15 protein-coding genes, 1 rRNA gene and 1 pseudogene are annotated in these 20,136 nt (G+C 64.7%); 8 read left to right on the plus strand and 9 right to left on the minus strand.

The genetic code is table 11. The features are described 5' to 3' along the window. Position 1: 1 nt before the first annotated feature. Positions 2–118 (plus strand): 5S ribosomal RNA (gene rrf / locus ACZI8R_RS00005). A gap of 38 nt (positions 119–156) precedes the next feature. On the opposite strand, the gene ACZI8R_RS00010 is transcribed toward rrf, so the two are convergent. Beyond that, complete coding sequence (locus ACZI8R_RS00010) at positions 157–1,731, minus strand: PucR family transcriptional regulator (protein ID WP_463377518.1); 1,575 nt, start codon at positions 1,729–1,731, stop codon at positions 157–159. A 254-nt stretch (positions 1,732–1,985) separates the two neighbouring features. Here ACZI8R_RS00010 and ACZI8R_RS00015 point away from each other — a divergent pair. Beyond that, positions 1,986–2,087 (plus strand): annotated as a pseudogene (locus ACZI8R_RS00015) (UBP-type zinc finger domain-containing protein); the annotation flags it as partial. A gap of 54 nt (positions 2,088–2,141) precedes the next feature. On the opposite strand, the gene ACZI8R_RS00020 reads toward ACZI8R_RS00015, so the two are convergent. Beyond that, positions 2,142–3,737, minus strand: coding sequence for an adenylate/guanylate cyclase domain-containing protein (locus ACZI8R_RS00020; protein ID WP_463377519.1), 1,596 nt, complete (start codon positions 3,735–3,737; stop codon positions 2,142–2,144). Positions 3,738–3,779: 42 nt separating this feature from the next. Between ACZI8R_RS00020 and nucS the strand changes: the two genes are divergently transcribed. Together nucS and ACZI8R_RS00030 are read left to right on the plus strand one after the other, a co-directional pair. After that, positions 3,780–4,457, plus strand: coding sequence for an endonuclease NucS (gene nucS, locus ACZI8R_RS00025; RefSeq protein ID WP_463377520.1), 678 nt, complete (start codon positions 3,780–3,782; stop codon positions 4,455–4,457). Positions 4,458–4,466: 9 nt separating this feature from the next. Continuing rightward, positions 4,467–4,796 carry an ATP/GTP-binding protein gene (locus ACZI8R_RS00030; RefSeq protein ID WP_463377522.1) on the plus strand — a complete coding sequence of 110 codons (330 nt, stop codon included), beginning with the start codon at positions 4,467–4,469 and terminating at the stop codon, positions 4,794–4,796. Here ACZI8R_RS00030 and ACZI8R_RS00035 read toward each other — a convergent pair whose 3' ends face one another. Together ACZI8R_RS00035 and mce are read right to left on the minus strand one after the other, a co-directional pair. Continuing rightward, complete coding sequence (locus tag ACZI8R_RS00035) at positions 4,797–5,972, minus strand: coiled-coil domain-containing protein (protein WP_463377523.1); 1,176 nt, start codon at positions 5,970–5,972, stop codon at positions 4,797–4,799. A 64-nt stretch (positions 5,973–6,036) separates the two neighbouring features. Further along, on the minus strand, positions 6,037–6,510 hold the full coding sequence (gene mce, locus ACZI8R_RS00040) for a methylmalonyl-CoA epimerase (protein WP_463377524.1): 474 nt from the start codon (positions 6,508–6,510) through the stop codon (positions 6,037–6,039). A gap of 122 nt (positions 6,511–6,632) precedes the next feature. Here mce and ACZI8R_RS00045 point away from each other — a divergent pair, with 122 nt between their 5' ends. From ACZI8R_RS00045 to ACZI8R_RS00055, 3 genes are all read left to right on the plus strand, one after another. After that, entirely contained in the window at positions 6,633–7,826 is a 1,194-nt protein-coding gene (locus tag ACZI8R_RS00045; protein WP_463377525.1) for an acetyl-CoA C-acetyltransferase, read from the plus strand. Between the two features lie 78 nt (positions 7,827–7,904). Then, positions 7,905–8,267: a DUF3817 domain-containing protein gene (locus tag ACZI8R_RS00050; protein WP_463377526.1), complete on the plus strand. Its 363-nt coding sequence runs from the start codon at positions 7,905–7,907 to the stop codon at positions 8,265–8,267. 56 nt (positions 8,268–8,323) lie between these two features. Then, positions 8,324–9,277, plus strand: coding sequence for a tetratricopeptide repeat protein (locus ACZI8R_RS00055; protein ID WP_463377527.1), 954 nt, complete (start codon positions 8,324–8,326; stop codon positions 9,275–9,277). A gap of 28 nt (positions 9,278–9,305) precedes the next feature. Here the strand turns inward: ACZI8R_RS00055 and ACZI8R_RS00060 are convergent, their stop codons facing one another. Genes ACZI8R_RS00060 through ACZI8R_RS00070 form a run of 3 tightly spaced genes read right to left on the minus strand, consistent with a single transcriptional unit; the run spans position 9,306 to position 14,985 of the window. Next, positions 9,306–10,757 (minus strand): neutral zinc metallopeptidase, encoded by a 1,452-nt coding sequence (locus tag ACZI8R_RS00060; RefSeq protein ID WP_463377528.1) that lies wholly within the window; start codon positions 10,755–10,757, stop codon positions 9,306–9,308. After that, positions 10,754–12,955 (minus strand): 1,4-alpha-glucan branching protein GlgB, encoded by a 2,202-nt coding sequence (gene glgB, locus ACZI8R_RS00065; protein WP_463377529.1) that lies wholly within the window; start codon positions 12,953–12,955, stop codon positions 10,754–10,756. The genes ACZI8R_RS00060 and glgB overlap by 4 nt, the downstream gene beginning before the upstream one ends. Then, complete coding sequence (locus ACZI8R_RS00070) at positions 12,952–14,985, minus strand: alpha-1,4-glucan--maltose-1-phosphate maltosyltransferase (protein ID WP_463377530.1); 2,034 nt, start codon at positions 14,983–14,985, stop codon at positions 12,952–12,954. Before ACZI8R_RS00070 ends, glgB begins: the two co-directional genes overlap by 4 nt. Positions 14,986–15,136: 151 nt before the next feature. Here ACZI8R_RS00070 and glgP point away from each other — a divergent pair, with 151 nt between their 5' ends. Further along, positions 15,137–17,719: an alpha-glucan family phosphorylase gene (gene glgP / locus ACZI8R_RS00075; protein ID WP_463377531.1), complete on the plus strand. Its 2,583-nt coding sequence runs from the start codon at positions 15,137–15,139 to the stop codon at positions 17,717–17,719. A gap of 17 nt (positions 17,720–17,736) precedes the next feature. Here glgP and ACZI8R_RS00080 read toward each other — a convergent pair whose 3' ends face one another. Further along, positions 17,737–19,206 (minus strand): hypothetical protein, encoded by a 1,470-nt coding sequence (locus tag ACZI8R_RS00080; RefSeq protein ID WP_463377532.1) that lies wholly within the window; start codon positions 19,204–19,206, stop codon positions 17,737–17,739. Beyond that, positions 19,203–20,132 (minus strand): ABC transporter ATP-binding protein, encoded by a 930-nt coding sequence (locus tag ACZI8R_RS00085; protein ID WP_463377533.1) that lies wholly within the window; start codon positions 20,130–20,132, stop codon positions 19,203–19,205. The genes ACZI8R_RS00080 and ACZI8R_RS00085 overlap by 4 nt, the downstream gene beginning before the upstream one ends. Positions 20,133–20,136: the final 4 nt, after the last annotated feature.

Genomic DNA, 20,136 nt, shown 5'->3' on the forward strand with positions numbered 1-20,136 from the left:
TTACGGCGGCCATAGCGAGAGGGAAACGCCCGGTCCCATTCCGAACCCGGAAGCTAAGCCTTTCTGCGCCGATGGTACTGCACTCGACAGGGTGTGGGAGAGTAGGACACCGCCGAACATCCGTTACTGAAGCCCCCCCAACAATGTTGGGGGGCTTCAGGCATTTCCGGACCCGGAGAGTACGTGAAGTGCGCGGGTCGCCAGGTGGAGATTGAGTCTGGTGTCCACGTCGTGAAGATCTCGTCCCGTCAGCTCGTGTATACGACTCATTCTGTATCGCAAGGTACTTCGGTGTATCCGGAGCGCTCGCGCGGTGTCGTCGTAATGGCCGCCGCATTCCAGGTACTGGGTGAGTGTCTCGACCATTGTGCTGCGATGCCGGCGGTCGTAGTCGAGCAGAACTCCGAGCCATTCGCGGACGAATTCATGGACATTTCCGGAATCTGATCGAGTGTCGAGTATTCGGTAGACGCCGAGATCATCGAAGTGCACGACGCCCTCTGGATGCAATGATGTCGAACGTATTTCGAGGGCCCTGGTTGCGTCGGCGAAGGATCGAGGTATCGATTCAGGATCACGAGACACCGTTCCGACGCCGATGACTCCTGAACCACCCAGTGTCCGGTGCATCGCTTCGTAGATTCTCTGCGGATCGGTGGTCGCCTCCGAGACTGCTCCCACCAGGTCGCCACGGCGTACGAGCAGCGCGTGGCTTCGGGACGAATCCAAGTGTCGCCCGAACGCTGCGAGAACCGCGTCGGCGTCGGCTCCGTCCCATCGGAGGGCCTGCACACGCTGAGGTTTCCGTAGGTCGTATCCCAATGCATCCGCCCGTGCGCAAGCGGTGTCGTTGTCGAGCCCCTCGAGCAGGTCCGCTCCCAGATCGCGTCGAAGCCGGATCTCGGCCTCGGCGATGGAACGTTGATGCGTCATCTGCATCGCCAGTGCTGTCGCACCATGGACGAGTGCGAATCTTTCGAAGTCGCCGGCGCTTCGAGACGGGTCCGAGAGAAAGACGATTCCGAGTACGTCGTGACGAGGGCGAACGACATGAAACAGCCTGTCGCCGTCCCACATCGGGTTCCCGTCGGAGACGGCCTTACGGACCATGTCCGCGTGGTTGTGGCCCCCGATTCTCCGGTAGTGGGTCTTCGTGGACGGGGGAGCGAAGACCCGGAGGTTCCCGAACGCGTCCTCCATCCCGACGTGCAACCCGGTGAGCTCGTTCAGTGCGGCCGCAATCGCCTGATCTCCCGCCAACGTGGTGGAGAGTTGTGACAGAACTGCGCGCACGTTGGACTCGCGGCGCAATCTTTCGACCGTTTCGGCGAGTTGGTCCATGTCTGCAGTACGGAGAAGTTGGCTCGACAGTGCGGTGCGCGCGTTGGCTGCCGCGATTGCCGCTCTGGCGTGTTCGCTGACCAATTCGACCAGCGTCACCTGGTCCGGTGTCGGCTCCGTCGGTGACGTCACGACGACATCGAGCGCCGAATCGGCTCGGGTGCACACCACGTGTCGCCAACCATCTGCCGCTGCATGAGTCTTGTGTTGGGGAGACTTCGACTGCACCGCAAATGGTCCCAGTGCGGCAAGCGCGTATCCGAGAAGCGTCACGATGTCACCCGGCGCCGCACTTTCGTGCATCTGCGCCGTGAGTGCAAGCGCAGCCCACAGGTCGGGAGCCCGTGGAATCTCGTCAACCTTCGGGTCTGGCGGCAGGTCCAGATCCATTGCAGTGGGCTACCCCGAAATCCTTCGTCGAAACGGGTAACCGTGCCGGTCGGTCGAGCCGCGGTGTCGTTGTTCGCCCCGGCGTGACCAGGACATTCTTCGCTGTTCGGACCACGCTGGTGGGGAAGGGGTGAGCAATGGCCGTATCGGACGCGTGGACGGATCCGGATCTCGACAGTGTGCGATCAGTAGTGGCGCACACGTCGGACGGCTGCGAGGGTTGTCTGGAACTCGGGACCCACTGGGATCACTTGATGCTGTGCCTGTGCTGTGGCTACGTCGGCTGCGGCGACAGTTCGGCGATGCGTCACGCGCGTCGCCACGCCGGGGGGACCGGGCATCCCATCGCGGAATCGCTGCGGCCCGGTGATCACTGGCGGTGGTGCTTCGTCCACGATGCGCGGATAGATTCACCCCTGGCCGAGATCTGGCTCGCTCCCGGCGTGCGTGGTCGAGGGGGTCGTGTCGAGCGGGACCGTGATGCGAGTCGTCTCGAGGCGTCCACGAAGAAGGACGTCGTCTCTGTGGATCCAGTTCCGCGCCTCGGATTCGTCGGCGGACTCGAGAGCGCGTCCTGAAGCCACGAGGTGGCCGGGCACGGACTTTGCGACTTCGGAGAGCCGCGCAGCTTCGTTGACCGGATCGCCGATCACCGTGTACTCGAACCGGTCGTGTGCACCGATGTTGCCCGCCACTGCTATGCCCGCCGCGACCCCGATACCCGCATCGCATTCGGTCACCTCGGCCGACAACCGCCGGCGAATCGACCGGGCGGCGGCCAATGCTCGGCCGGCCGGATCGTCGAGGTCTGCGGGTGCCCCGAAGATTGCCAGTGCGGCATCACCCTCGAACTTGTTGACGAAACCGCCGCGCTCGTCGATCTCGTCGACGACGACAGCGAAGAATCTGTTGAGAATGGCAACGACTTCCGCCGGTTGGTGAGTTGCCGCGATGGTCGTCGATCCGATGATGTCCACGAACAACACGGCGACCTCGCGTTCCTCGCCCCCCAGTTCGGGATTGCTGAGCATTGCATTGGCCGCGACTTCGTGGCCGACATGACGGCCGAAGAGATCGCGGATTCGTTCCCGCTCGCGCAGGCCCTCCGCCATTCGGTTGAATCCTCGCTGCAGAGCGCCGAGTTCGGAGCCGTCGTAGACCACGACGGACGTGTCGAGGTCGCCGTCGGCGACGCGCGCCATGCCGTTCCGCACCGCGCGTAGGGGAGAGGCAGTGGCCCGCACACTGATGAGGGCGAGCAGTGGACCGAAGATCAGGGCCACTCCGCCCACCGCGAAGATCGATACGGCGAGACTCGTCGAGCTGGCGGGCCGGATGAAGCTGAACACTGCGATCAGCATCAGGCCGAGAATCGGGATGCCGGTACCGAGGAGCCAGATGAGAAGGGTCCTGCTCGTGATCCCGAGCGTGCGCTCCGGGCGCGGGCCGCCGACTTCGAGTGCGAGCGCGGCAATCGGCCGGAGCGCGAACTCGGACAGCAGGTAGCAGTAGGAACAGATGGTGATGCCGGTGAGTGCAATCGTGAATGCGACTTTGGGTACCACGTCGACGTCGACGAGTCCGTACAAAGTGGTCAGTACGACGAGCGCGAGACCCCACAGCAACGCTTGAACTGCAGTGAGCCTTCGTGGTGCCCGGAACGCGGCTAGGTGGTCCGTGGGGCTCGGAGTGGCGTCGGACGTTGCCCAGCGCAGGTCTCGGATGAGACGTCTTGTGCCCCAGGTGATGCCGACCACGATCGCGAAGGCGACAAATACGGGGACCGCGACGAAGTTGACGAAGACGTAGTCCATGGTCAGCACCGAAGGGCCAGGCACCACCACGGTGACCAGCATGACGGCGATGAGCGCGCCGATGAGATTCGTGATGACGAGTGGGGCTGTGAGCAGAAGCTGTACCCGAATCCGCCGGCGCGTCGATGTCTCGTCGGAGGGGCCGAGCAGCCAGGACCCCATCGGGGCAGAGGAGGTGTGTCGTCGACGCATAGTCATTCGAGACTAGTCGGGGTGATCCTCTAGGGTGGCCACGTGCGCCTTGTGATTGCTCAGTGCCGTGTCGACTACGTGGGACGTCTGACGGCTCACCTGCCCTCAGCCCGTCGACTCATTCTCGTGAAAGCGGATGGGTCGGTCAGCATTCACGCCGACGATCGGGCGTACAAACCTCTGAACTGGATGACCCCGCCCTGCTGGCTCGTGGAGGAGGCTGCAGGCGACGAGGGCGCGATGTTGTGGGTTGTGACCAACAAGGCGGGCGAGGAACTTCGGATCACGGTCGAGGACATCGAGCACGATTCCAGTCACGAGTTGGGCGTGGACCCCGGGCTGGTGAAGGACGGGGTAGAAGCACACCTGCAGGAGTTGCTCGCCGAGCACGTCGAAACACTCGGTGCCGGATACACCTTGGTACGGCGCGAGTTCATGACGGCGATCGGCCCGGTCGATCTGATGTGTCGGGATGCGGACGGCGCATCCGTAGCGGTGGAGATCAAGCGGCGGGGGGAGATCGACGGGGTCGAACAGCTGACCCGTTACCTCGAATTGCTCAACCGCGATCCATTGCTCGCCCCCGTGACCGGCGTGTTCGCAGCGCAGCAGATCAAGCCGCAGGCGAAGACACTGGCAACGGATCGGGGCATCCGTTGTCTCGTTCTCGACTACGAAGCCTTGCGCGGCACCGAGAGCACAGAATTCCGACTCTTCTAGACTGGACGCGTGCCCCGTAGGAAACCTCAGCCGCGCAACCGCCGCCGAACGCAGGCGTCGGGTGCAAGCGGCGGGGGTTCACTGTTCGGTGGGGCCACCGCGAGACACGAGCAGGGCCCGCCCGGGTCGACCGACGACACCTACCTGGTGCGAACCGTCCCCGGATCGCGTGCAACCAAAAGCTACCGATGCCCGGGTTGTGACCACGAGATAAGCCCAGGGGTGCCGCACGTGGTCACCTGGCCGGCGGACTTCGGTGGTGTCGAAGATCGGCGCCACTGGCACAGTGGTTGTTGGTCGGGCCGACGCACGCGCGGGATCACCCGCAAGTGGTCGTGATCAGCGCGTACTGCTTCCGGACCTGACGGGCTGCTGCGCCTTCGGGCGTTCCCGTTCTGCAGTCTTGCCTGAATCGGCGCGGGCCTGTGCCGGTTTCGCAACGACCTCGTCCTCGGCGTTCGACGCCGCCGACTTCGATTCGGTGGAGGTCGTCGAGTCCGTGTCTTCGACAGCCTCCGTGTCCTCGGCGGTGTCCGCGTTCTCGACCACGGCCTTCTCGGCGGGCTGTGAGTTCTTGGTGGCGCGTTCCGAGGAATCGGCCGCGCTGTCGGTGTCGTCCTGGTCCGTCTCGCTCGGAGCGGCCTTGATGTCGGTGGGTACGTCGAGCAGTTCGCTCTCGCGATTGACCGAGGCGAGCATCGCAGGAACCGAGTCGAGCTGTCCCCTGATACCCAAGAGCTGGGCGAGGATTCTGCCGCGCAGAACGCGCAGCTCCTCCGCCAGGTCCTTGGCGTGGGCGATTCTGCGCTCGGCCTGATCCGTCGCCAGTTGCAGACGGCGCTCGGCCTCGTGTGACGCATCGGCGAGACGACGCTTTGCCTCTGCCTTGCTCGAGGATTCGAGCTCGTTCGCCGCAGTGATGGTCTTCTGTCGGCGCTCCGACATGGTGAGGTCGAAGTCTTCTTGAATTCTGGTGCGCTTGAGTTCGGCCTCGGCGGCCAGTCGCTCGCGCTCCGACTGTGCGGCTTCGACGATGCGGGTGGCCTCGTTGCGTGCCTTCGACATCGTCTGGTTGTGTTCGACCTCGAGCGCGTTACGGCGATCCTCGAGCTCGGCGACGAGAGATTCGTATTCGCCGCGAAGAGTTGCGCCCTCCTGCTCGGCGATCGACACCATCTCGGCAGCGTCGGACTCGGCCTTGGCGCGAACCTCGGACGCTTCGTCCGAGGCGAGTCGCAGCATGCGCGAGATGCGATCGCTCATGCCCTCCGCGGTGGTGGGCGGAACGGAGAGGCGGTCGACATCCTTGCGGAGGTCGTCGATCTCGTTTCGCGCATCGTCGAGCTGCTTGGCGAGATCGCGAGCCTGAGCGGCGGCCGCGTCACGATCGGCGGCCGTCACGCGAAGCTCGGCATCGAATCGCTCGAAGTAATTGCGGACTTCGTCGCGATCGAACCCCTTTCGTGCGACAGCGAAGGGGAGATGCTGAGATCCGCGATCGTGCTCGTTCACCATGCCCGTCAATCTACCTGGGTAGAACGCTTGTCGCTGCCATGGGTTCGGTCCCCTTGCAGCGCAGTCAGTTGCCGGCTGCTTGCTCTACGAGCTCGATCAGAACGCCACCCGCATCCTTGGGGTGGACGAAGTTGATGCGTGAATCTGCGGTGCCGCGTCGCGGAGCGTCGTAGAGCAGCCGAACGCCCTTGTCCCGAAGTTCGGCGGAGAACACATCGATGTCGCTGACGCGATATGCCAGCTGTTGCAGGCCGGGGCCGCTCCGCTCGATGAACTTGGCGATGGTCGACTTCTCGTTCAACGGGGCAAGCAACTGCAGTGCGGTGCCGCCTGCGGGCGCACCGGCGACGCTCAGCATCGCCTCGCGCACGCCCTGCTCTTCGTTGACTTCCTCGTGAGTGGATTCCATACCCAGATGTTCGCTGTACCAGGCGATGGCTACGTCCAGGTCGGGTACTGCGATACCGACGTGGTCGATGGCGAGGACCAGGTTCGAGGACAGGGGGGACGACTGCGACTGGGGGGAGGACTGTGTCATGGCATCGACGTTAGCGCTAACGTTTGAGTAGGTCTCGCCGGGATGTGACTTGCGTCGCTGGAAACAGTGAACGTTGTCGTGCGGCGGGACGATCACCCGACTTTTGTACGCGGAGGAAAATCGTGACCAGTTCTGTGATTGTGGCCGGAGCCCGTACGCCGATGGGGCGTCTGCTCGGATCCTTGAAGGATTTCTCGGGTTCCGACCTCGGTGGGATCGCCATCAAGGGTGCGCTCGAGAAGTCGGGTGTGAAGCCGGAACAGGTTCAGTACGTGATCATGGGTCAGGTGCTCACCGCGGGCGCCGGTCAGATGCCCGCACGCCAGGCTGCGGTTGCCGGCGGCATTCCTATGGACGTACCGGCTCTGACCGTCAACAAGGTCTGCCTCTCGGGCGTCGACGCCATCGCGCTCGCCGATCAGCTGATCCGCGCGGGTGAGTTCGACGTCGTGGTCGCGGGCGGTCAGGAGTCGATGAGCCGCGCCCCACACATGCTCGAGAAGAGCCGTGGGGGATTCAAGTACGGTGACGTGACGATGCGCGATCACATGGCTTACGACGGCCTGCACGACATCTTCACCGACCAGGCGATGGGCTTGCTGACCGAGCAGGTCAACCAGAAGGACGCGCAGAACATCACCCGTGAGGAGCAGGACGCATTTTCGGCGGCCTCGCATCAGAACGCGGCACGGGCGTGGAAGGACGGGCTCTTCGACAACGAGGTCGTGCCGGTGTCGATCCCGCAGCGTAAGGGTGACCCGATCGTGTTCGACGAGGACGAGGGAATCAGGGCCGACACGACGACGGAGTCGCTCGGACGTCTCCGTCCGGCGTTCAGCAAGGACGGCACCATCACCGCAGGTTCGGCGTCGCCGATCTCGGACGGCGCTGCCGCCGTCGTGGTGATGAGCAAGGCCAAGGCCGAGGAACTCGGAATCGAGTGGGTGGCGGAGATCGGTGCTCACGGTGTCGTGGCCGGGCCGGATTCGACATTGCAGTCGCAGCCCGCGCGCGCCATCGCCAAGGCCTGCGAACGAGAAGGGATCGATCCCAAGGACCTGGATCTCGTGGAGATCAACGAGGCGTTCGCGGCAGTCGGAATCGCCTCGACGCGCGAGTTGGGTCTCGATCCTGCCAAGGTCAACGTCAACGGTGGTGCGATCGCGGTCGGTCACCCGCTCGGCATGTCGGGGGCCCGAATTGCGTTGCACCTGGCACTCGAGCTCCAACGTCGCGGTGGTGGGGTCGGTGCGGCCGCGCTGTGTGGCGGTGGCGGACAGGGTGACGCACTGATCGTGCGAGTCCCCAAGAAGTAGTGGCCGCGCCGACGCACCGTAGTTGGGGTGGCCACCCCAACTACGGTGCGTCGTAGACATTCGGGCACAATGGACACCATGCCGAACATCTTCGACGTGTCGACTCCCGCCAAGCGCTTCCGTCTCGTTGCGTACTGGGAGGCTCTGACCTGGGCCGTCCTGCTCGTTGCCATGTTCTTCAAGTGGGTCCTCGGGTTCGAGGAGGCCGTCCGAATCCCGGGCATGGTGCACGGCATCGCCGGGTTCCTCGTGTTCATCGTGGTAGCTCTGATCACGGCCGTACAGCTGAAGTGGGATCTCAAGGTCACCGCTCTCGCTCTACTGTCCAGCGTGCCCCCGTTCGGAACCGTCGTCTTCGAGATCTGGGCTGCGCGCACCGGTCGGCTCGCCGAGCTGTCCACCGACGCCGCAGGCAACCGGAGCGCCGCCACCACGGTCTGAGTCCGTGACGCGGCCCCTGTACGTGCCGCAGCTCGGATCGTGACAAACTGGGTGTCGTGACACGACCAGGTTCTCGTACTCCAGCTCGCTCCGCGGCCATCGCTGCGGCAACCAGTGGTGCCGTCGATCTGTCGGGCTTCAAGGAGCGTGCATCGGCACCTCCTGCCCAGGCGACTCCCGGCACGGGATCGTCGACCGGGGGTGCTCTCGAACCCGTCGTCGAGGTGACGGAAGCCACCTTCGAAGAGGAGGTGCTTCGGCGCTCCGACCAGGTCCCCGTGATCGTGGACCTGTGGGCGACGTGGTGCGAACCCTGCAAGCAGCTGTCTCCACTTCTCGAGAAGCTGGCGCGCGAAGCCCAGGGGCGCTGGGTGCTTGCGAAGGTGGACGTGGATGCCAACCCGCGAATTGCTCAGGCGTTCGGTGTGCAGTCGGTGCCGACCGTGGTCGCCATCGCCGCTGGACAGCCACTCGCAGACTTTCAGGGTGCGCAGCCCGAGGAACAACTCCGTCAGTGGCTGGCAGCGGTGGAGCAGGCCGTCGAGGGCAAGCTTTCCGGGCCGCCGGCGGCGGAGTCCGATCCGGACGAACCCGAACCCGAGGATCCGCGCTTCACGGCCGCCGAGTCGGCGCTCGAAGAGGGTGACCTCGACGGGGCTGTGGCGGCCTTCCAGCGCATTCTCGACGAGGAACCGGCCAACCAGGAGGCGCTCGGCGCCATTCGTCAGGTTCGGTTTCTGGCGCGCGTTCAGGGAGCCTCGAACGACTCCGTCGCTACCGCAGACGCGAACCCCACCGATGTCGATGCCCAACTGGTCGCAGCGGACGTGGAGATGTACAGCCAGGCGCCGGAAGCCGCGTTCGATCGCATCATCGCCGTGATCAAGCGCAGCGCCGGCGAAGACAAGACGCGGGCACGCACTCGGCTGCTGGAGTTGTTCGAACTCTTCGATCCGGCAGAGCCCGTGGTCGTGGCCGCGCGCCGGAAGCTCGCGTCAGCCCTCTACTGACAACGTCAGCCTCCAGCGACAACGTCAGTCACCGATAGCGGCCGTCGCAGCCGACTTCTCCGCCGAGCACTCCCGTTCGAAACGCATCGACGCGTGAGAATCCACTGGGCACGGTCTCGCCGTTCACGTCGCTGGCCGCGAGTCCGTCGGTGAGGAGTCCCGAGATGGCTTCGTCGAGGTCGCCGGGAGAGAGCCAGACGCTGCCGTCCGCGAGTACCTCCGGATGTTCTGGGCTCAGTGCGGTGGTGATGACACCCGAGAGGCATGCCGCCCGCAACGCTGTGCGCGGCGAGTGCAGGTCTTCACCCTTGCTCTTCTGAAGTGCAAGGGTGTACCTCGACGCAAGCAGCACATACGCGTTGTAGTCGCCGGTGAGGCTCGTCGCAAGAAGTTCTCGGCGGCTGGTCCTTGTGGGGGTCCCGCGTTCGGCGAGTTCGTCGACGCTGACACCGATGGTGTTGGTCGAGGGGCAATAGGACACCGGTTCGGTCGCTTCTGCGTCGGCGCACTTCATGTCCGCACCGTCCAGATCGAGTCCGGGCGGATCGGAGAGCTTGAAAATCTGCTGAAACGACGCGACGAACGACTTCAGCGAATCCTCGGTGACCGGGAGTTCGCCGTCGTCCTGATCGTCGGCAAACCGCTGTGGAAGATCGGCTCTGCGCGACTCGATCTCCTTCTCGTCGATTCGCTCGCACGGCGCGGGCCCGTCGGTGAAGCCCACCTGTACGGCGCTGACCCGTTCGAACGCGGACCCGTGGACGTTGTCCGGGTTGCTCGGATCGGTGTCGCCGATCGCCACGGCGGACGCAAGCACGCTGTTCAGCCCGTCCGACGTGTTCATGGTGAAGTGCTTGGTCTTACCTTCCGCGATGTGCCGAAGGAACGCACCGCCGAAGCAGTCCGCCTGTTGCTCGCGCACGATGCCGGCTGTCTTGGCGGCGGGGGCGGTGTCGGCCTTCGTCTGCACGGCATGGCCGTACTCGTGGGCCAGCACGAAGACTGCCGCGATGTCGCCGAACTTCTCGATCACCTCGGGGATGAGGAGTTCACGGTCCCAACCGATCGTGTGGTCTTTGCTGCAGTAGCCGGCGTTGGGTAGATCTTCGGTGCTCTCGCCGCAGAACACCGGACCATGACGGTCGGTCGGATCCCAGGACACCAGTTCGGACACCGGCTCGAATTCTTGGTGGAACATCTCGGGGAAGTGCTGCGACCAGTACGTCTCGATGTCCGTCACCGCGTTGCCGACCATCGTGTCGATCTCGCCGCCGTCGGTGTTCGTGATAGCGACGTCGGCGTCGGGGACGTTCGGGCGAGCCCCACTCGGACCCGAGGTGGCGTCGAGGCCGGCGACACGAAACGGATTGTTGTAGATGGAGACCGCGTCGCCCGCGATCGACGACGCGCAACCTCCCACGGCGAATGCCGCGAACCCCAGTACTGCGATTCGAACCAGCCGACGCCGGTGCCTCTTCATTCACGCTCCAGACTGATCCAGATCGCACCATGAGCCGGAAGTACCACCTGTGCCGAGGCAGGACGTCCGTGCCACGACTGCGACACTGCGGAAACCGAACCGAGGTTCCCCGATCCCGCGCCCTCGTACGGCACCGCGTCCGTGTTGAGGATTTCGCGCCACCGACCCGGCTCGGGCAACCCCACCCTGTAGTTCGAGTGCAACCTGCCCGAGAAGTTGAACAGGCAGGCGACGATCGAACCGTCAGTACCGTAGCGCAGGAAACTCAGCACATTGTTCTCGGTGTCGTTGGCGTCGATCCACGAGTATCCACCTGGTGAGGCGTCCAGGGTCCAGAGTGCGGGGTGGCCACGATATGCCGCATTGAGGTCCGAGACGAGTGCGGCGATGCCCCGATGGAACCGCCCGGTGTCGGGCCGATCGAGTACCCACCAGTCGAGGCCGTTCTCCTCGGACCATTCGCCGGGCTGCCCGAACTCCTGACCCATGAACAGGAGTTGCTTTCCGGGGTGTGCCCACATGTATGCGAGGAGGGCGCGCAGTTCGGCGGCCTTGGTGAAGTCGTTGCCCGGCATGCGGGTCCAGAGAGTGCCCTTTCCGTGCACGACCTCGTCGTGGCTGATCGGCAGCAGGTAGTTCTCGCTCCACGCGTACATCAGCGAGAAGGTGATCTCGTGATGGTGGAAGCTCCGATGCACCGGATCGTGGCCCAGGAAACCGAGCGTGTCGTGCATCCACCCCATGTTCCACTTCATGTCGAACCCGAGGCCGCCCACGTTGGTGGCCCGCGTGACGCCCGGCCACGCGGTCGACTCCTCAGCGATGGTGACGACGCCGGCGTGATGTTTGTGAACGGTCGCGTTCATCTCCTGGACGAACGCGACTGCTTCGAGATTTTCGCGTCCACCGTGGATGTTGGGCGTCCACCCGCCCTCCGGGCGGGAGTAGTCCAGGTAGAGCATCGAAGCGACCGCGTCTACCCGAAGGCCGTCGATGTGGAATTCGTCGATCCAGAACAGTGCATTCGCGACGAGAAAGTTCCGGACCTCTCGGCGGCCGAAGTCGAATACGTAAGTACCCCAATCCAATTGCTCACCGCGTTGGGGGTCGCTGTGCTCGTACAGTGGGGTCCCGTCGAAGCGAGCGAGCGCCCAGTCGTCCTTCGGGAAGTGCGCTGGAACCCAGTCGACCAGGACGCCGATCTCGGCGCTGTGCAGTCGATCGACGAACCATCTGAAGTCGTCGGGTGATCCGAACCTGGCAGTGGGGGCGTAGTACGAGGTGACCTGGTAACCCCACGATCCTCCGAACGGGTGCTCGGCCACCGGCAACAGTTCGACGTGCGTGAAGCCTGCTGCACTCACGTAATCCGCGAGCTGGTCGGCAAGTTCGCGATACGACAGACCAGGACGCCACGACGCGAGATGCACTTCGTAGACACTCATCGGTGACTGCGTCAGATCGCTTGCGGCGCGGCGTTCGAGCCATTGCTCGTCGCGCCAGCGGTGTTGGTTCACCGTGATTCTCGATGCCGTCGCCGGTGGGACCTCCGTATGGAAGGCCATCGGGTCCGCCTTGTCGCGGGCCACCCCGTCCGGGCCGATCACGCGGTACTTGTACAGCTCCCCGGCGCCGAGGTTCGGCACGAACAGTTCCCACACCCCGGACGAACCGAGGGAGCGCATCGGGGCGCTGCGACCGTTCCACCCCTCGAAGTCGCCGATCACGCAGACTCCCCGGGCGGCCGGCGCCCACACGGCGAACGAAGTACCCGTGACGCCACCCTCAGGTGTGTCGTAGGTGCGAACGTGGGCGCCGAGGACCTCCCACAGACGCTCGTGCCTTCCTTCTCCGAGGAGGTGCAGGTCGAGATCACCCAGCGTGGGAAGGAATCGGAATCCGTCGGCCGTGGTCACGGTCTGCCCGCCCGGGTGGTCGACGATCAGCCGGTAATCGGGGAGCTTCTCGATGGGCAGAACTGCTGCGAAGATGCCCTCCGAAACCTCGGGCAGCGGGTACCGCCGATCGCCGACGAGAACTTCGACAGACGCGGCACCCGGTCGTAGTGCACGAACCACGGTTCCATCAGGGTGCGGGTGCGCACCGAAAACCGAGTGCGGATCGTGGTGTTCGCCGCGTGCGAGTAGTTCGAGGTCCGCATCGGCGGGCCTCGCTTCGGAATCGGAGGGAAAGGTCATTGTCCACCACCGCGGTGCGCGAGTGTTGTTCGAACCGGATACGCGATGGTGGGCAGTGCGATCACGTGTGCCACTGCCCGCCACGGCTCGAGCCGCACGAAATTCGTTTGCCCCCAGTCGTACAGCTCGCCGGATACCTCGTCACGGACGGCCATCCGGTCGTGCCAGTCGTGGCCGATCGCCGGCATGTCCAGCCAGATGTTGCCCTGTTCGGCGGCATAGGGGTCGAGGTTGACCACGGTCAGCACGGCGTCGCCGGTGGCCGCGTCGAACTTCGAATACGCGATCAGCGCGTCGTTGTCGACATGATGAAAATGCAGATTGCGGAGCTGCGCAAGCGCGGGGTGGGCCCTTCGGATGCGGTTCAGTGTCGTGATCCACGGTTCGAGTGACTCGCCGCGGGCTGCGGCGCCGTCGAAGTCCCGCGGACGAAGTTCGTACTTCTCGGAATGAAGATATTCCTCACTGCCGGGTCGAAGTGGCGTGTGTTCGTACAGTTCGTAGCCCGAATACACGCCCCACGTCGGAGCCATCGTCGCGGCGAGAGCCGCCCGGATGGCGAACATGCCGGGGCCACCGTTCTGCAGGCTCTCGTGCAGTATGTCGGGAGTGTTGACGAAGAGGTTCGGTCGCGCCTCGTCTGCCTTCGCCGCCAGCTCCTTGCCGAACTCGGTGAGTTCCCATTTGTTCGTGCGCCAGGTGAAATAGGTGTACGACTGGGTGAATCCACGTCGAGCCAGCCCGTACATACGGGCGGGCAGCGTGAACGCCTCGGAGAGAAAGAGCACGTCTGGGTGCGACTGCTTGATCTCCGAGATGAACCGCTCCCAGAAGCTCGGGGGTTTCGTGTGTGGGTTGTCCACGCGGAAGATCTTCACGCCCGCGTCGATCCAGTGGCGGACGACGCGCACAACTTCTCGATGGATGCCCTCCGGGTCGTTGTCGAAATTGACCGGATAGATGTCCTGGTACTTCTTGGGCGGATTTTCTGCGTACGCAATCGTGCCGTCGGGCAGGACCGTGAACCATTCGGGATGCTCCAGCGCCCACGGGTGGTCCGGAGCGCATTGCAGTGCGAGGTCGAGCGCTACCTCCATCCCGTTCTCCCGCGCCGAGCTCACGAACTTCCGAAAGCTCGCCTGCGTCCCCAGTTCGGGATGCACCGCGTCGTGTCCACCTTCGGCGGAGCCGATCGCCCACGGAGAACCGACATCGTCCGGTCCGGGGGTCAGCGAGTTGTTGGGGCCCTTACGGTTGACGATGCCGATCGGGTGAATCGGGGGTAGGTACACCACGTCGAAACCCATTGCGGCAATCCGACGAAGATCGGCCGCGGCCGTCTCGAAAGTGCCGTGGCGGGGCGTGCCGTCCGCATGGCGCCCGCCCGTGGATCGCGGGAAGAATTCGTACCACGATCCGTAGAGCGCCCTGCGGCGATCCACGGTCACTCGATGGGTACGACTCTCGGTCACGAGTTCGCGTAGGGGATAGGCGCGGAGGAGCTCTGCGATATCGGTTCCGAATGCCGGTGCCACTCTCGCCGGGAGTTGACGCTCCGAGCGCAGCGAGTGCGCGATCGCGAGTAGTCGGTCGCGGTCGGCGAGCGGCACGCCCCGCGCGGCGTCCTCGAAACGACGTGCGCCGATCTCCAGGTCGTTGCTCAGCTCGGCAGCGCCCTGGCCGACCGCCAGCTTCGCCTCGACCACCCGCTTCCAGGTGGCGATGGGGTCTCTCCATGCCTCGATTCGAAAGGTCCAGGCCCCTTCGCTCGTCGGAGTGAACAGGCCGTCGAAGACATCGGGAACTCCGCCCGGGCTCATCGGAATGCGGATCGTGCGAACATCCTCGTCGGCAGGTGCCGCGTCGTCTCCGCCCGGGCCCCGAACCGCGAGGTTCGCGGACACCACATCGTGGCCCTCGATCCACACCACGGCGCGCACCGGAACGACCTCGCCGACCACCGCTTTTGCCGGGAAGCGGCCACCGTCGATCGCGGGTTGCACATCGTCGATGCCGAGTCGCCCTGTCACTCCGGCCTCCATTTCGTAGCCGTCCTTCTTCGAAGTCGCCAGTTCAACCGTAATGGAGCGACGGTCCGTTGGGCGGTTACCGCGCGGGTCACCTGCGACGCGCAGGTCGAGTCGTCCGCGTGGGCTCCGTGTAGTGGGTAGTCTTCGCGAGGTGAAAGCCTTGCGTCGGTTCACTGTCCGAGCTCATCTGCCCGAGCGCCTGGGCGCTCTCGGCCCGCTGTCGACGAATCTGCGGTGGTCGTGGCACCCACCCACCCAGGAGTTGTTCGAACGGCTCGACGCAGACCTGTGGCGAAGGGTCCGATTCGATCCGGTGCGCATGCTCGGTGAGGTGGCACCCTCCCGGCTGGACGAACTGGCGGAGAACCCGAATTTTCTGGTGGCACTCGACGCTGCGGAAGCGGATCTGAAGGACTACCTGGCGAGTCCGGGCTGGTATCGAAAGCGCGAGTCGAAGGGTGAAGTGACGGCCTCTGGCATCGCGTACTTCTCGATGGAATTCGGAGTGAGCGAGGTTCTACCGAACTACTCGGGCGGCCTCGGAATCCTGGCGGGCGATCACCTCAAAGCCGCATCCGACCTGGGCTTGCCGCTGATCGGCGTCGGGCTCCTGTATCGGTCCGGCTACTTTCGGCAGTCGCTGACAGCCGACGGCTGGCAGGCAGAGCACTATCCGGCCCACGATCCGCAAGGGCTTCCTCTGCGCTTGCTGACGGGATCCGAGGACGGCGCGCCCGTCCTCGTACACGTCGCGATGCCGGGCGGCCGTGTGTTGCGCGCACGAGTCTGGATTGCGCAGGTCGGTCGGATTCCACTGCTCCTGCTGGATTCGGACATCGAGCAGAACGACGCGGAGCTGCGGGGTGTCACGGACCGCTTGTACGGCGGCGACCAGGATCATCGGATCAAGCAGGAAATTCTGGCGGGGATCGGCGGTGTTCGCGCAGTACGTGCGTACACGCGAGCCCACGGTCTGCCCGATCCGGATGTGTTCCACATGAACGAGGGGCACGCGGGCTTCCTCGGGATCGAGCGCGTACGTGAGCTGATGTCGGACGAGGGTCTGGACTTCGGCACGGCTCTGGCGACCGTCAGAGCCGGCACCGTGTTCACGACCCACACTCCGGTCCCGGCGGGTATCGATCGGTTCCCGGTGGACCTCGTCCGACGCTATTTCGGCAGCGATAACGGCGAGAACGACTCGTCCCTGCTGCCGGGACTCACGGTCGACCGCATTCTCGGGTTGGGTCACGAAGCTGATCCGTCGGTGTTCAACATGGCACACATGGGACTTCGCCTCGGTCAGCGTGCGAACGGGGTGTCGAAACTGCACGGGGCCGTCAGTCGAGACATGTTCCGTCCCTTGTGGCCGGGGTTCGACGCCGGTGACGTGCCGATCGGTTCCGTGACCAACGGTGTCCACGCACCGACGTGGGCGGCGCCCGAATGGATGGACCTCGCCCGCCGCATCGTCGGTCCGGAATCGGTCGAGGAAGCGCGTGGCTGGGAGCGACTACGTGACGTCTCGTCGACAGAACTCTGGGAGACCCGAAATCTACTCAGGGACAAACTTGTTCAGGAAGTTCGCCGTCGGGTGCGAGCGTCCTGGCTCGAGCGGGGTGCGACCACAGCGGAACTCGGCTGGACCGAGTCGGTGTTCGACCCGAACGTGCTCACCGTCGGATTCGCACGGCGCGTCCCCACGTACAAACGTTTGACGTTGATGTTGCGTGACCCCGACAGGCTGCGGGCGATGCTGACCGACGAGGAGCGGCCGGTCCAATTGGTGGTCGCGGGCAAGAGTCACCCGGCGGACGACGGTGGAAAAGCGTTGATCCAGCAGGTCGTACGATTCGCAGACGCCGCGGACGTCCGGCATCGAATCGTCTTTCTTCCGGACTACGACATGTCGATGGCCCGCTACCTGTACTGGGGTTGCGATGTGTGGCTGAACAATCCGCTCCGCCCGCTCGAGGCGTGTGGAACCTCGGGCATGAAATCCGCACTCAACGGTGGTCTCAACCTCTCGATCCTCGACGGCTGGTGGGACGAGATGTTCGACGGTGAGAACGGGTGGGAGATCCCGACTGCGGACGGGGTGGACGACGAGGTGCGGCGAGACGATCTCGAGGCATCGGCGCTGTATCAGCTTCTCGAAACTGCAGTGCTGCCGAGATTCTACGATCGCGGTGACGGCGAGGTACCGGAGCGCTGGGTGGAGATGGTTCGGCACACGCTCGAGACGCTGGGGCCGAAGGTATTGGCGTCCCGCATGGTGCGTGACTATGCGATCGATTACTACGCCCCGGCTTCGGAGGCGCGTCGTCGGGTCGCGGCGGACGGGTTCACCGGAGCCAGAGATCTCGCAGACTTTCGTCGCCGCGTCGCCACCGCGTGGCCGTCTGTCGTCGTCGCACGCGTCGACGGATCGGGATTGCCGGACTCGCCGGAGATCGGCGCGAACCTGTCGTTGCGGGCACGTATCCGACTGGGGGAGTTGGACCGGAGCGAGGTGTCGGTGGAGGCGGTGATCGGGCGAGTGGGAGACGCCGAGGAGCTGACCGACGTGGTGACGGCGCCGATGCGCTATGTCGATTCCGACGACACAGGAGCGTTGTTCGTCACGGACGTTGCACTGCCACTGTCCGGATCGGTCGGATACACCGTTCGTGTGTTGCCGTGTCATCCGCTCTTGGCGGAGCCCTCCGAACTGGGGTTGGTGACGACGGCGTGATCAGCGAGACGACGTGATCAGCGAATAGATGTACCGACGCTGACGGGAGCTATGTCTCGTCGCCGGAACCCTTCCGCTCCGAGAACGGTGAGGACAGCGCCGATCGCTACCAGGATCAGCGCGGTGCCAGGGGAGAATCCGTCGAGCGGAGATCTCGCGAACGGCGACAGCAATCCTGCCCACGCAGGCAGGAGCTCCCCGGCCAGTGTGACCAGCACGATGTACGCCAACCAGCCCCACAGAACCGAGAGTGCACGCGGGGCGTGGCCGTAGCACCATGCGGCTGCCCCCAAGACAGTGAACAGTGGGGGAAGTTGCGCGGTCGTCGCGATGAGAAGTCGCCAGAGTGAGTCGACGTCGCCGAGAGTGGAGGTGGCTGTCACACTCAGGGCCGTCCCGCCGAGCAACAGCACTGCGAATGCGCCACCTGCGATCACGGCCGACTGGGCGCCGAACCACCTGACCCGTGAGATGGGTGCAGACAGCACAGCATCTGTGCGGCCCACACTCTCGTCGCGGACCATTCCGGTCACTGCACTCAATGCGCAGGCGCCGGCAAGCACTGCCAACAGCGTCAGCCACAGCACGAAGGCGTCCTCCGGGGACCGCTCGGATGCAGAGAAGCCCGGAACATGGGCGCCGAATCCGCCTACGGCCAGTCCGATCCCGACGACTACCGGGCACCACGTCGACAACGGCCACCAGAGCTGCCCGAGAACGAAAGGGAGGACGCCAGTGTCGGGTTCGTTCGATGTGGCCGGCTCGGCGACGCGCCGGGAGAGAGAGAAACCGAACCCGTGATCACGGTGGGTCAGCGACCATGACGTCGTTCCCAGGAGCAGCACCACGACCGTGACGCCGAGGAGAACGGGCCACCACCTGGGTGCGTCGAATGCGTGCGTCGCGTGGGCCCAGGTGAACGGTGACAGCCACCCCACGACATTTCGATCGCCCGAGTGCAGTGCATCGCCGATCACGTGCACCAGGTAGGCCCCCGCGACGCCGCCGAGTGCCGCGGCGTTCGAGTATCGGGCGTCTTCGAAAATCTGTGAGGTGAGTGCGGACAGTGCCGTGAACACGAGGCCGACCATCAGAACGCCGGCGGCGACCGTGAAGGAACCGGCCGCGCCGAATCCCGCGGACACGAACGCGACTGTCAGCAGCGCGCAGACGCACATGTTCGCGACGACGGCAGAGCTGAGCCCCGCGATCGTGGATGCGAACCGGCCGACGACGCCGGTACGGGCCAGTTCGGCACATCCCGACTGCTCGGCCCCACGCAGATGCGGGGTGACGAGGAGGACCGACATGACAGCGACCGTCACCATGGTCACCTCCGCGACATGATCGGTCAGATGTGCGGTGGAACCGCCCCACGCGAGTAGGAGAGTTGCGGCAGCGACGAGCACACTCCACACCGCGATACGAAACTTGTCGGTGCGAAGGGCCAGTGCCGAGAGCACCGTGGTTCCGGAGAAACGCTTCACCGGATCGCCTCGTCGAACAGTGGCGATACCGATTCGGAGTCCTCGCTGAACTCCCGACGAAATACGTCCTCGAGGTTGGGTGGGTTCGCCGAGATCGATACGATGCCGAAGCCGGTCAGCGTGGTCATGACCGGATCCATCTCCTCGGCATCCACGTCGAAGACGACGGTATTGGGGGCGCCCATTTTTCGGAGGTTGTGCACGCCCGGAGCGCTCCCGATGGGTGTGGGGCCGATGCGTGTGGTCACCGTGATGGTCGTGCGGGCGAAGTGCCTGAGATCGCTGACCGTTCCCGTCTGGACTGTCTTGCCGTGCCCGATGATCGTCACCGATTCACACAGATTCTGGACGTCCGTGAGTGCATGACTCGTCAGCAGAACGGTGCGACCCTGTTCGCCGTATTCGGCGATGCACTCGCGAACGACGGCTTCTCCCAGCGGATCCAGCCCGGCCGTAGGTTCGTCGAGCACGAGGATTTCGGTGTCCGCCGCGAACGCCGCCACCAATGCGACCTTCTGACGATCGCCGCGCGAGTAGGTACGCCCTCGCCTCGAGGGATCGAGTTCGAAGCGTTCGATCAGGGACGATCGCCGATTCGGGTCGGTACCCCCGCGCAAGCGACCGAGCAGATCGATCGTCTCGCCTCCGGTCAGATGCGGCCACAGCGCGACATCACCCGGCACGGCGGCAAGCTGGCGATGCACCTTCTCGGACTCGTGCCACGGATCCAGGCCGAGGATCTCGGCGGAGCCGGAATCCGCTCTCAGTAGTCCGAGGAGAACGCGGATGGTCGTGGACTTTCCCGAGCCGTTGGGGCCGAGAAATCCGTGTACCTGCCCCTTCTTCACCTCGAGATCGAGGCCGTCGAGAGCGCGGACACTCCCGAACTTCTTGGTGAGCCCGGTGACCGAGATGGCAGAATCCATCCGC

Source organism: Rhodococcus huquni (assembly GCF_055231055.1).